The following is a 12627-nucleotide window of genomic DNA, read 5'->3' as shown; positions in this document are numbered from 1 at the left end:
CGCATTGGGTGCATGAACCGCACGGATTGCACAGATTCATAAAGGAGACAACATGAGCATCCCATCAGACGAATGGCTGGTCGTCATCGACCGCCAGAAGGTGTTCGCCGAATCCGACTGGTCCGACTGGGCCTGCCCGGCCGGTTCCTTCCACACCACCGGCGCCCCCTTGCCCGTGATCGCCGACGCCTGCGCCGCCTCCAGCCCCGAGAACCATCAGCGTGCCCTCGACACGATGGCCCTGTTCACCCCGCTCATCACCATCACCGATTCCGCCGCCGTCCTCGGCTGACCGGTTTCCCGCATTCCATGGCCCGCATTCGAACGAGTGCGGGCCATTCGCGTATCACGCGCTGGTCAAGCCGTGCCGGTACACTCGTGACGGTTTGTGTGTAAGTACAGGGAAGCAAAACCCAACAGATAAGTACATAAGTACGCAAGTACCGAACGATTACGCAAAAGAATCAGTATTAAGAGAGGTTTCGATGGCGGTTCGTGGAGATATCCGTAATGTGGCGATTGTGGCTCACGTCGATCACGGCAAGACCACGCTGGTCAATGCCATGCTTCAGCAGTCCCACGTGTTTTCCGAGCGCGAGGAAGTCCCGGATCGTGTGATGGACTCCAACGATCTGGAGCGCGAGAAGGGCATCACCATCCTCGCCAAGAACACGGCCGTGGAGTACACCGGCCCGCTGGCCGCCAAGTACGGCCACCCGGAGGGCATCACCCTCAACATCATCGACACCCCCGGCCACGCCGACTTCGGCGGCGAGGTTGAGCGCGGCATCTCCATGGTCGACGGCGTCGTCCTGCTCGTGGACGCCTCCGAAGGCCCGCTGCCGCAGACCCGCTTCGTGCTGCGCAAGGCCCTTGAGGCCAAGCTGCCGGTCATCCTGTGCGTGAACAAGGTGGATCGTCCGGACGCCCGTATCTCCGAGGTCGTGGGCGAGACCTCCGACCTGCTGCTCGGTCTGGCCGACGACGTGCAGCACGAGGGCATCGACCTGAACCTCGACCAGCTGCTGGAAATGCCGGTCATCTACTGCGCCGCCAAGGCCGGTTACGCCTCCGTGAACCAGCCGGCGGACGGCGGCATGCCGGACAACGACAACCTCGAGCCGCTGTTCGAGGCCATCATCTCCAACATCCCCGCCCCCGAATACGAGGAGGGCGCCCCGCTGCAGGCCCACGTGGCCAACATCGACTCCTCCGACTTCCTCGGTCGACTCGGTCTGGTCCGCATCTACAACGGCACCCTGGAGAAGGGCAAGACCTACGGCCTGTCCCGTGTGGACGGCTCCCTGGAGAACTTCCGCGTCTCCGAGCTGCTGCGTACCCAGGGCCTCGACCGCATCCCGGTCGCCTCCGCGGGCCCCGGCGACATCGTGGCCGTCGCCGGCGTGAACGACATCATGATCGGCGAGACCATCGTCGACCCGAACGACCCGAAGCCGCTGCCGCTCATCCACGTGGACGAGCCGGCCATCTCCATGACCTTCGGCGTCAACGACTCCCCGCTGGCCGGCACCGAGGGCAAGGACCACAAGCTCACCGCCCGCATGATCAAGGACCGTCTGGATCGCGAGCTCATCGGCAACGTGTCCATCAAGGTGCTGCCCACCGACCGTCCGGACGCCTGGGAGGTCCAGGGCCGTGGCGAGCTGGCTCTGGCCGTGCTGGCCGAGCAGATGCGTCGCGAAGGCTACGAGCTGACCGTCGGCCGCCCGCAGGTGGTCACCAAGAAGATCGACGGCGTGATCAACGAGCCGATGGAGAACACCACCATCGACGTGCCGGAAGAGTACATGGGCACCGTCACCCAGCTCATGGCCGACCGCAAGGGCCGCATGGACGGCATGACCAACCACGGCTCCGGCTGGGTGCGTCTGCAGTTCACCGTGCCGTCCCGCGGCCTGATCGGCTTCCGTACCGCCCTGCTGTCCGCCACCCGCGGCACCGGTATCTCCTCCTCCATCTCCGCGGGCTACGCACCGTGGGCCGGCGAAATCACCATCCGCCAGAACGGCTCCATGGTCTCCGACCGTCAGGGCGTGGCCACCCCGTACGCCATGCAGCGCCTGCAGGCCCGTGGCAACTTCTTCGTCGAGCCGCAGTCCCCGGTGTACGAGGGCCAGGTCGTGGGCGTGAACAACAAGCCCGACGAGCTGGATGTGAACATCACGCTGGCCAAGCACATGACCAACATGCGTTCCTCCACCGCCGACGTGCTGGAGACCCTGACCCCGCCGATCAAGATGAGCCTCGAGGAGTCCCTGGACTTCGCCAACGAGGACGAGTGCGTGGAGGTGACCCCCGAGTCCATCCGCGTGCGCAAGATCATCCTCGGCCGTGAGGACTGGTACAAGTGGCGCGCCAAGCAGCGTCGTCAGAACAACCAGACTAAGTAAGCGGCATTATGCTGCCTTGGTCGCATCGACAGAACGCGCTGGTCAGATCGTTGATTACGATTCTGGCCGGCGCGTTCGCCGCTTTCATCGGCACGTTCGCGCACCGCATGGGCGCCTCGGCCAACATCCCGTACGGACTGGCGTTGGCGTTCCTGCTCATCATCCTGTCCACATGGTGCGCCCGTGCGCGACTCGGCGCGGTGGGCCTCGCCCTGCACCTCATCGCCTCATCCGCCACGGCATGGGGGCTGGCCCTCGCCACCACCTCCGGCAACGCGCTGATCGTGGCCGGATTCCAAGGCGATATGCCGTTCTTCTCCCAGCACGCCGGATACATCTGGCTCTACGGCATCGTGCTCGTGCAGGTGATCATGCTCGTCCTGCCCGCCCGCTGGTTCACGATCCCGTCCCGCGACAACACGTCACAGGCGTAAACCACGGGTCCGCACGGCCGCAGCCGCGCGTGTCGTGGGCATCTCGCGCGCAACCGGCTCAAGCCCCGCTACCATAGAACGTTATGGCACGCATGAAACTCTTCTATCTGGGCCCTGAAGGCACCTTCACCCATCAGGCGGCGATGACGGCCGCCGAGCAGTTCGCCCCCATGGGAGATTTCGATCTCATACCGCTTCCCGATGTGCCGGCGATCATGAACGCAGTGCAATCACGCCAAGGCTGGGGCGTCATCGCATGGGAGAACAACGTCGAAGGCTACGTGGTCCCGAACCTGGATGCGTTGATTGATTCCACCGATGTGGCCGGATTCGCACGGGTCAGCGTGGATGTGGCATTCAATGCGTTCACCGTGCGTGGCCACGGCATCTACGACTGCACCGGCGAACCGGTGAGCGCGCATCCGCATGGACTTGCTCAGTGCACGAAGTTCATCGCCGAGTACCGTCTCAAACCCAAACCAGCATCCTCGAACGCCGCCGCCTGCCGTGATCTGAAGCCCGGCCAGGTGGCGCTCGGTCCCAGCATCTGCGGCACGCTCTACGATCTCGATGTGCTCGGCGAGCACGTGCAGGATTTCGACGGTGCCAGAACCGATTTCCTGGTCATCGCGCCACGTGACGTCGTCCAGGAGCTGAACGCCCGCGCCCAGCATGGCGATGCCAGCGATTTCGAGACGATCATCACGTTCATTCCCCTTGCCACCGGTCCGGGCGTCGTGGCGAACATCCTCGACATCCTGCGCGTCGCGGGACTGAACATGACCAGTTTCATCTCCCGCCCCATCAAGGGACATGACGGCACCTACAGCTTCATCGATACGTTAGATGCCGCGCCCTGGGAGCCGCGATTCCAGAAGGTGCTGGAAATACTGGCCATGAAGGGCATCTGGATGAAGACGTTGGCCGTCTATCCGCGCCGTGAACGGCCCAACCCTCCGGTCGATGCGTGGATGCTGCCCCAGGGAGGCATCCACATCGATTCGGAGCGGATGCCGGAAGGATGGCAGCACACCGAAAGCGTACGAAAGGAACTGTTGTGGTAGATACGGTCGGCATTGTAGGACTTGGCCTCATCGGCGGCTCGCTGGCCAGGCGATTGGCCCAGCGCGGCATTCGCGTCGTGGCTTGGAATCATCGTCCGCACCCGTATGCGCAGGCCGAAGCCGACGGCATCTTCTGCAAGAGCACACTCGCCGAACTCATGACCGCCGAGCCGGACGTGCTGGTGCTGTGCAACCCGCTCAAGGCCATGCCCGCGATTCTGGCCGAACTGAAGCCCCTGCTCGACGAACACCCCGCCACCACGCTCACCGACGTCGGTTCGGTCAAAGGCATGGTCCGTAATCAGGTCAAGGCTGCGGGACTCGCGGACAAGTACGTGGGCGCGCATCCGATGGCCGGCAACGAACTGTCGGGCTGGCAGGCTGCCGATCCCGGCCTGTACGACGACGCCCTGTGGGCCGTGACCGTGGACGAGCCGACCGACTACCGCCGGTTCTTCGCCGTGGCCTCGTTGATCACGGAGGGTGTGGGCAACCGCATCATCGTGCTGGACGACGAGACCCACGACAAGGCCGCCGCCATGATCTCCCATATGCCGCATGTGGTCTCCACCGCGCTCATCAACGAGCTGACCGCCAATCCGGACCGGAACGTGGCGGCCGCGCTGGCGGCGGGCTGCTGGCGCGACATGACCCGCGTGGCCTTGACCGACCCCGACCGCACCCGTGCGATGGTCGAGGAGGACGCGCTCAACGTCGAGGTGCTGCTGCGACGCATGGCCTCGCGCCTGACCGATATGGCCGACCAGCTGCATGCCGAGCAGGATCAGGGCAGTATCGTGCGCGGCGGTTCGCTGAAGGGCGATGCCGCCGCGCACATCAGGAAGTTCTTCGCCGCGGGCGACCCGTTCCGCAGATACAAGGCCCAGACAAGTTCCGCGGGCGACTTCCCCGCACGTGAATTGGAGATTCCCGAAGCCGGCTGGCAGCAGACGCTCCTGTTCTCCGCCCGTAGGGGAGAAGCGATCACCAGCTTCATCCACCCCCATCAGGCCGTGATCCAGATTCGCCCGGCGATATAGGAATCGGCCTGCGGCCGATGGATTCTTCCGCAGCCATTGGCTGCTCCCTACTACCCCTCAGACTCGCTTCGCGAGTCAGCTCACCAGCAATTACGGACGAACTTCGTTCGCGGATTGTTGGCTCGACTGTCGTCTCGCACATCGCCTACAAACAGTCCGACTGTTTATCTCACGGCGATGTCCTGACAAGGGGAGCCAAGATTTGTATGTAGTCCTTGGCTCCCCTTGTCAGGGGAGCTGTCAACCGCAGGTTGACTGAGGGGTAGTAGGAGAGCGTCCTTTCAAGGACGCGGGAAACACTGCATCGGCCGTAGGCCGATTCCTTACGGACGCGGCTTCACGTGCGGCCGCTCCGGCACGGGTTTCAGCGTGGCGATCTGCTCCTGGTGGATGGTCACGTTCTGGGCCGGGCGGGAGCCGTTGGCGGCCGCATCGCGCACCATCTCCAACGTGTAGCCGTCCCAAGACACCACGTGCCCCACGAAATCACGGAACTTCATACGCCCGTCCGTGGGGTCCACACCATCGGTGATACGCACCACAATGCGTGCGCCCACCGGAATCTGTCTCGGCAAGGTCATCGGAATCATCCCCCTTATGAATCACGCGGGGTATCGGCCCTGACACCCCGATATCGGTAGTTCCACCTTACTCCGAACGCATTGCGACGCACGGAACCGGCAATCATTCCGCCGCCACCGCATCGAGCACCGGCTGCCTCAACGCGCGTGATGCGGGGGAGACCGAGGCCACCAATCCCACCACGATCGAAAGCGCCAGGAACACGCCCAACTGCCCCCACGGCACGCTCAGCGAACTCAACCCGTTCGCCTCGTACACCGCGCGAATCACGACGCCGGCCGCGACGCCCGTCACCATGCCCATCACCGTGCCGAACACGGCGATGATGGCCGCCTCGATGCCGAGCATGCCACGTACCTGGGCGCGCGAGGTGCCGATCGCCCGCAGCAGGCCGATCTCCTTGGTGCGCTCGGACACGGACAACGCCAACGTGTTCACGATGCCGAAAACCGCGATCACGATGGACAGAGCCAGCAGTGCATAGAGCACCAGCAGGATCTGGTCGACCATCGTGCTCATCGTGGACTTGAACTCCTCGCGGTCCTGCACGTTCACCACGTAATACGGCTTGACCGCCTTGATGAGCCGCGCCTTCAACGCGCCCAGATCCTCGCCGCGCGCCGCGTTGACGAACAGCATGATGGTGAACATCGTGTACTCGTTGGCGACCTTGCCGGCCGTCTCGTCGTTCATGAGCACCATCGACCGGTACACCGAATTCTCGATGATCGCGCCGATCCGCACCTTCACATGCGTGACCGTGGTCTTCGTCTTCACCAGCGTGCTTGGATCCACGTTCCTCGCATCCTCGGCGGACTGCTGCGCCTCCGCAGCCTTGGCCTGTGCGCCGGCCGCGTCCCCGGAGGCGAGCAGCTGCTGGGCCTCGGCCTGCAACCCGGAGACCTTCGCCTCCACCTGCGCCTGATACTCGGCCTGCGCCTTGGCGGTGGCCTCCTTGTCGACCACCACCTGCCGGCCGTTGACCCGCACCGTATCGCCGACCTTCCAGCCGTTGTCCTTCGCCACGGCGATGCCCACCACGAGCTCGCCGTTACGCAGCGCCTTGTCCGCGTCCCCCGCATGGGTGACCGGCGCGAACACCTTGGTGAACAGCGACGGCTGCTCGGCGAACGTCATGGCCTGCGTCTGGCCGTCGCCCGAACCGTAGGTGACGCCCATGAGCATGCGCGACTGCGAGACCGAGCCCACGCCGTCGGTCTTGCGGATCGCCTCGATGGCATCGTCCGGAATGCGGCCGTCGGATGCGGACATGGCCGAGAAATCGGATTTCAGTCCGGAATCCACGATGCCGGCCACGGATGCCTTCGCCGAGGAGGCCACCACGCCCAGACAGCTCACAATCGCCACGCCCACGAACAGGGCGGCCGCCGTATTCGCGGTCCTGCGCTTGCCTCGCGCCAGGTTCCGGGTGGCGAGACGGCCCGTCACCGGGAACACATGCGCCGGAATCCAGCCCAACACCACACTCGTGGGACCCACCAGCGCCGGAGCGAGCACGATCACGCCGATGACCACCAGCCCGGCACCCACGCCAAGCGGCCAGCCGGTGCCCATCGAGGAAGCCGCGTCATTGAGCCAGCTCCAGGGCGAGACGGACCCACCATCGTTGTTCGCGGCGGCGATACGCCAGCACAGCATCCACGAGGCCGCGCCGAACACGATCATCGCCGTGCCGGCCACGCCGCGCGGCCACACGGGCTTCTCCGGGTTCACCGTCTCGTTCATCGCCTGGATCGGCGGGGCCATCGCCGCGCGCCGCGCCGGCAGGGAGGCGCCGATGAGCGTGACCAGCACGCCCACCACCAGGCCCACGAGCATATCCGTGACGCTCGGGTTCGAGGAACCGGTCATTGGCGTGCCCATATGCGCCATCAGTGCCACGATGCCCTTGACCATGATCCAGCCAAGCCCGATGCCGATCAGCGAACCCATGAGTCCCAGCACGATCGCCTGCACCACCACCGTCACGAACACCTGGGCGGGGGAGGCCCCGATCGACCGCAGCAGCGCGTAGCCGCGCATCGATTCACGCACGATCATCGAGAACGTGTTCGCGATGATGAACGAACCCACGAACAACGCGATCACCGCGAAGATCAGAATCAGTGGCTGCACGAAGCCGAGCGCCTTCTTGGTGGTCTCGGCGTTGCTGTCACGCACATGCTGCCCGGTGATGGCCACGGCCTTCGACCCGGCCGGCAGCGCCTTGTTGATACGGTCCGCGAGCTCCTGCTGCTGTGCCTCGGTGAGCGGCTGTCCGCCGTTCGCCGAACCGTACACGGTGAGATAGCGAGCGGTGCCGACCTGCCCGGACTGCTGCTGGAAGTAGTCCTTGGCCACCTCCGGCGCGAGCCCGATGATGATCGCGCCCGCCTGCGACGACGTGGTGGAGAACAACCCGACGACCTTCACATCCACCGCGCCGTCCGGATACACGAGCTTGGTGGTGTCGCCGACCTTGAGCCCCGCGGTTTCGGCGGCGAACGTATGCAACGCGATCTCGTGCTTGGTTTTCGCCCACCGGCCCTTGACCAGCGTGGCCGACCGCCAGGTGCCGTCCTTGAGTCCCAGAGCGCTGGTCGCGCCGCCCATTGTGGAGACGGCGTTGCCGCTCTTGTCCACCAGTACCAGGCCCGAGACCTGATAGACGGCCTCGGCGCGCTTCACGCCCTCGACCTTGGCGATGTCGTCCGTCAGGGAGATATCGATGCGGTTATAGGTCTTCGATTCGGAGGAATCAGAGGAGGAACCACCGGAACCGGAATCGGACGAGGAGCCCATGGCGCCCATCGTCGAGGCGCCCTTCTGTTCCTTGCTGCCGCGCACGTACACGTCGGCGTCCGAGTTCGAGGCCATCATCTGGTCCACTTGGTTGTTCATCATCTCGCGGAAGCAGAACGAGCCGACCACGAAACTCACGCCCAATGCGATGGCGATGATGGACATGACGAATCGCCCGAGATGCGCGCGGGCGTCGCGCAGACCAATACGGATCATGCGGCCGCTCCGTCGCCGTTGCCATCCGCGAACACCTCGAGAATCCGCTCGTAGGTGGGGTGGTCGAGATCCTGCGTGATGTGCCCGTCCGCCAGCACCAGCACGCGGTCGGCGTAAGAGGCGGCACGCGGATCGTGCGTGACCATCACGATCGACTGGCCGTAATCCGCCACGGACCGCTTGAGGAAGCCCAGCACCTCACGGCTGGAACGGGAGTCGAGATTGCCGGTGGGTTCGTCCGCGAAGATCACCGAAGGACGCGCCATCATCGCACGCGCGCAGGCCACGCGCTGCTGCTGTCCGCCCGAAAGCTGGCTTGGCCGGTGCGTGAGCCGCTGTTCCAAACCCACCACCCTGACCACCTGATCGAACCAGTCGCGGTCGATGGGCTTTCTGGCTATCTGCAGCGGCAACAGGATGTTCTCCTCGGCCGAAAGCGTGGGCACCAGATTGAACGATTGGAAGATGAAGCCGATCTGCTGGCGGCGCAACCGGGTCAGCTGCCGCTGGTTCATGGCCGAGACCTCCAGCCCCTCCACGAACACCTGACCCGAAGTGGGCTGGTCAAGACCGGCCATGCAGTGCATCAGCGTGGACTTGCCCGAGCCGGACGGTCCCATGATCGCCGTCATCCTGCCGCGCTCGAACTCCACATTCACATGGTCCAGCGCGGTGACGAGATTGTCCGCATCCCCGTAAGTCTTGACCAGATCCACGGCGCGGGCCACCACATGATCACGTTCCTCGCGCTCGGTCTCGTTCCCGACCGTCTCCGTATTCCGTCCGCCGTGCCGTACGTTATGCTGTGCGTTGTGCCGTGCCATACTGCCCCAATCCCATCGAATGCGTGCCTATAGTCTATCGGAGGGCAGGTGCGGGACGGTCGGATGGAAAGGCGGTGCGATATGCGGTTCGAGGAGACGATCGGCGCGTTCGTCGCCTATCTCAAAGCCAATCGCGGACTGTCCGAAAATACGCTGAAAGCGTATCGATCCGACCTCGAATCCTGCCTGGCGTTGTTCGGACGGCGCGGGGTGGGGGACCTGAATGAGATCACGCTCGACGATCTGCGCTCCTGGATGGCCGTCGAATCCAGGAACCACGCCAGAAGCAGCATGGCCCGCAAGACCGTCGCCGTCCGCGCGTTCTTCTCATGGGCGCATGACCACGGGGTGACGCGCACCGATCCCGCCGCCACGCTGATGACGCCCTCCATCCCCGATTCGCTGCCCGCCGTGCTCACCGAAGCGCAGACCGAACAGCTGATGCGACGGGCCGATGCCGATGCTCGCTCTGCGCCCGCCGATTCCGCTACGCATGATTCCGGGTGCGACGGAGAATCCAGAGCAACGGCGGACAGGCGGGCCGAAGCCCTGCGTGACGCCGCGATACTCGAGCTGCTGTACGCCACCGGCATTCGCGTGGCCGAGCTGGTCGCATTGGACGTCGCCGATATTGATGCGCTCAATCGCACCATCAGGGTCATCGGCAAGGGAAATAAACAACGTGTCGTCCCTTTTGGGGCGCCGGCCATGCGCGCGCTTGACGCCTGGCTTGCGCAGGGCAGGCCCCGTCTCGCGAATGCCGGTTCGGGCAGCGCCCTGTTCCTCGGGGCCAGGGGAGGGCGGCTCAACCAGCGCATCGCCCGCGAGGTGGTCCATCGAGAGTCCCGCGCGGCCGGCGTGCCGGACATCAGCCCGCACGCCCTGCGCCATTCCGCGGCCACGCATATGCTCGACGGCGGCGCCGATCTGAGGGAGGTCCAGGAGATGCTGGGGCATTCCTCCTTGAAAACTACACAACGCTATACGCACGTCTCCGTCGAACAGCTCAAAACCCGCTACATGCAGGCGTTTCCCCGGGCCTGACCAACATGCGGACACTACCCGACGTGGCTGCGTAAACGCTGTATGAAGCCGAAAAGCCGGCATGGATTTTACATGGACGTAACAAAAAGTTTCCTCCTTGTCTGCAAATTGAGCGACAATACAAGTAATCAGCAACGGGGTTGGTCCTCCTGCGTGCCGCAGTGGATGCGGCCGTGGGGAACCGACCCCGTTCGCATGAGGCGGGGCATAACGTTCCGCACGTCAAGGAAAATAGGAGAAATCAATGAAGAAGAAAGCTCTTGCTTTCGCCGCCATGGCCTGCTCCATGGCAATGCTGCTGAGCGCCTGCGGCGGCTCCAACAGCAACACCGCCTCCGGCAATACCGCTGGCTCCAACATCATCTACGCCTACAACTCCGAGCCGCAGAACCCGCTGATCCCGGGCAACACCAACGAGACCGGCGGCGGCAAGCCGGGCGACCTGCTGTTCTCCCGTCTGGTTTCCTTCGACAAGGACGGCAACGCCTCCAACGAAGTGGCCGAGTCCATCACCCCGAACGATGACGCCACCCAGTACACCATCAAGCTGAAGTCCGGCTGGAAGTTCACGGACGGCACCCCGGTGACCGCCGAGTCCTTCACCAAGTCCTGGTCCTACACGGCCAACGCCAAGAACGCCCAGAAGTGCTCCTCCTTCTTCTCCACCATCAAGGGTTACGACGACCTGCAGAAGGATGGCCTGAAGGGTGACGAGCAGCTCTCCGGCCTCAAGGTCGTGGACGACACCACCTTCACCGTGGATCTGAACCAGTCCGATTCCGTGTTCCCGATCAAGGTCGGCTACCTGGCCTTCGCCCCGCTGCCGGAGTCCTTCTACAAGGATCCGAAGGCCTTCGGCGAGGCCCCGGTCGGCAACGGTCCGTACAAGTTCAAGTCCTGGGACCACAACAAGCAGATCGAGCTCGTCAAGAACACCGATTACAAGGGCAACGAGGATGTCAAGAACGACGGCGTGACCTTCAAGGTCTACACCGATGACACCGCCGCCTACCGTGACATCCAGTCCAACAACGGCTCCCTCGACGTGATGGAGTCCGTCCCGGCCGCCTTCACCAAGACCTTCAAGACCGACAAGAAGATCCAGCCGTACTCCGAGGCCGGCTCCGTGATCCAGACCTTCACCATCCCGTCCACCCTTGACCACTTCAAGAACGACGAGGAAGGCCAGCTGCGCCGCGAGGCCATCTCCATGGCCATCGACCGCGACCAGATCATCGACAAGGTGCTCAACGGCAACGCCACCGCCGCCAAGGACTTCACCTCCCCGAAGACCCCTGGCTACTCCGACTCCCTGACCGGCTCCGACAACCTGAAGTTCAACGCCAAGAAGGCCAAGGAACTGTGGGCCAAGGCCGACGCCATCTCCAAGTACACCGGCACCCTCACCTTCTCCTACAACGCCGATGGTGGCGCCAAGCCGATCTACGACGCCGTCGTGAACCAGCTCAAGAAGAACCTGGGCATCGACGCCGCCACCAACCCGATCCCGACCTTCCAGGAGTTCCGCGACGCGGTGACCAACCGTCAGATGACCGGCGCCTTCCGTACCGGCTGGCAGCCTGATTACCCGTCCGCCGAGAACTACGTGTGGCAGCTGTACTCCACCGCCGCCGCCGACGGCAAGGGCTCCAACGATGGCGACTACAAGAACTCCGCCTTCGACCAGCTGTGCCTGCAGGCCGCCGCCGCCAAGACCACCGACGAGGCCAACAAGCTGTACCAGCAGGCCCAGGAGATCCTCCTCAAGGATCTGCCGGCCATCCCGCTGTACTACTCCAACGCCAACGGCGTGGCTTCCCTGTCCGTCAAGTCCGGCTTCGGCTTCGACTGGCAGAACCTCCCGACCTACACCGAGATGTCCAAGAAGTGAGTCGATACTCATCTGAGCATCGGACGGTAGTTCGGTAATTCCAAGGGGCGAGGATCATATGATCCCCGTCCCTTTTTCATAGGCTCTGTTATAAACCAAGTATTCTTGGCTCCCCTTGTCAGGGGAGCTGTCGGCGAAGCCGACTGAGGGGTAGTCCGGCGGAATTCATGTCAATCTTGGTTTAACAGAGCCTTTTCGTATGCTTCGTATGCTCTGCCGAAACCAGCCAAACAACGTCGCTTACGCCTAATAATCGGCCGAGTTAACGGGAGTTTACACACCTCCGTCAGGGCATGGGGTAGACTATCGGAGTATTTGT

Annotated in this window: 10 protein-coding genes; 7 read left to right on the top strand and 3 right to left on the bottom strand. The window is 63.8% G+C overall.

What is annotated here, in order from left to right:
- Window positions 1–52: 52 nt before the first annotated feature.
- The 5 genes from DF196_RS10165 to DF196_RS10145 all read left to right on the top strand — a co-directional run bounded on the left by DF196_RS10165 (window position 53) and on the right by DF196_RS10145 (window position 4949).
- The gene (locus tag DF196_RS10165) at window positions 53–292 is read left to right on the top strand and encodes a hypothetical protein (protein WP_109057719.1); all 240 of its coding nucleotides are present in this window, start codon (window positions 53–55) and stop codon (window positions 290–292) included.
- A gap of 193 nt (window positions 293–485) precedes the next feature.
- The gene (typA, locus tag DF196_RS10160) at window positions 486–2411 is read left to right on the top strand and encodes a translational GTPase TypA (RefSeq protein ID WP_109057718.1); all 1926 of its coding nucleotides are present in this window, start codon (window positions 486–488) and stop codon (window positions 2409–2411) included.
- An 8-nt stretch (window positions 2412–2419) separates the two neighbouring features.
- Entirely contained in the window at window positions 2420–2845 is a 426-nt protein-coding gene (locus tag DF196_RS10155; RefSeq protein ID WP_109057717.1) for an alcohol dehydrogenase, read from the top strand.
- Window positions 2846–2928: 83 nt separating this feature from the next.
- Window positions 2929–3909: a prephenate dehydratase gene (locus DF196_RS10150; protein WP_109057716.1), complete on the top strand. Its 981-nt coding sequence runs from the start codon at window positions 2929–2931 to the stop codon at window positions 3907–3909.
- Complete coding sequence (locus DF196_RS10145) at window positions 3903–4949, top strand: prephenate dehydrogenase (RefSeq protein ID WP_241519689.1); 1047 nt, start codon at window positions 3903–3905, stop codon at window positions 4947–4949. Before DF196_RS10150 ends, DF196_RS10145 begins: the two co-directional genes overlap by 7 nt.
- A gap of 323 nt (window positions 4950–5272) precedes the next feature.
- On the opposite strand, the gene DF196_RS10140 is transcribed toward DF196_RS10145, so the two are convergent.
- From DF196_RS10140 to DF196_RS10130, 3 genes are all read right to left on the bottom strand, one after another.
- Window positions 5273–5530, bottom strand: coding sequence for a DUF6725 family protein (locus DF196_RS10140; RefSeq protein ID WP_109057732.1), 258 nt, complete (start codon window positions 5528–5530; stop codon window positions 5273–5275).
- 103 nt (window positions 5531–5633) lie between these two features.
- Complete coding sequence (locus DF196_RS10135) at window positions 5634–8549, bottom strand: ABC transporter permease (RefSeq protein WP_109057714.1); 2916 nt, start codon at window positions 8547–8549, stop codon at window positions 5634–5636.
- Window positions 8546–9373 carry an ABC transporter ATP-binding protein gene (locus tag DF196_RS10130; RefSeq protein WP_109057713.1) on the bottom strand — a complete coding sequence of 276 codons (828 nt, stop codon included), beginning with the start codon at window positions 9371–9373 and terminating at the stop codon, window positions 8546–8548. Before DF196_RS10130 ends, DF196_RS10135 begins: the two co-directional genes overlap by 4 nt.
- Window positions 9374–9454: 81 nt before the next feature.
- On the opposite strand from DF196_RS10130, the gene DF196_RS10125 reads away from it, so the two are divergent.
- Together DF196_RS10125 and DF196_RS10120 are read left to right on the top strand one after the other, a co-directional pair.
- Entirely contained in the window at window positions 9455–10417 is a 963-nt protein-coding gene (locus tag DF196_RS10125; RefSeq protein ID WP_109057712.1) for a tyrosine recombinase XerC, read from the top strand.
- A 244-nt stretch (window positions 10418–10661) separates the two neighbouring features.
- Complete coding sequence (locus tag DF196_RS10120) at window positions 10662–12308, top strand: peptide ABC transporter substrate-binding protein (protein WP_109057711.1); 1647 nt, start codon at window positions 10662–10664, stop codon at window positions 12306–12308.
- Window positions 12309–12627: the final 319 nt, after the last annotated feature.

This window comes from Bifidobacterium callitrichidarum (genome assembly GCF_003129905.1).
Lineage (GTDB): Bacteria > Actinomycetota > Actinomycetes > Actinomycetales > Bifidobacteriaceae > Bifidobacterium > Bifidobacterium callitrichidarum.
This window is presented reverse-complemented; position numbering and strand designations above follow the sequence as displayed.

What these genes read in the sequence shown, in the direction of transcription:
- DF196_RS10165 (WP_109057719.1), top strand. Translation starts at nt 53, where the DNA reads ATGAGCATCCCATCAGACGAATGGCTGGTCGTCATCGACCGCCAGAAG.
- typA (WP_109057718.1), top strand. Translation starts at nt 486, where the DNA reads ATGGCGGTTCGTGGAGATATCCGTAATGTGGCGATTGTGGCTCACGTC.
- DF196_RS10155 (WP_109057717.1), top strand. Translation starts at nt 2,420, where the DNA reads ATGCTGCCTTGGTCGCATCGACAGAACGCGCTGGTCAGATCGTTGATT.
- DF196_RS10150 (WP_109057716.1), top strand. Translation starts at nt 2,929, where the DNA reads ATGGCACGCATGAAACTCTTCTATCTGGGCCCTGAAGGCACCTTCACC.
- DF196_RS10140 (WP_109057732.1), bottom strand. Translation starts at nt 5,530, where the DNA reads ATGACCTTGCCGAGACAGATTCCGGTGGGCGCACGCATTGTGGTGCGT.
- DF196_RS10135 (WP_109057714.1), bottom strand. Translation starts at nt 8,549, where the DNA reads ATGATCCGTATTGGTCTGCGCGACGCCCGCGCGCATCTCGGGCGATTC.
- DF196_RS10130 (WP_109057713.1), bottom strand. Translation starts at nt 9,373, where the DNA reads ATGGCACGGCACAACGCACAGCATAACGTACGGCACGGCGGACGGAAT.
- DF196_RS10125 (WP_109057712.1), top strand. Translation starts at nt 9,455, where the DNA reads ATGCGGTTCGAGGAGACGATCGGCGCGTTCGTCGCCTATCTCAAAGCC.
- DF196_RS10120 (WP_109057711.1), top strand. Translation starts at nt 10,662, where the DNA reads ATGAAGAAGAAAGCTCTTGCTTTCGCCGCCATGGCCTGCTCCATGGCA.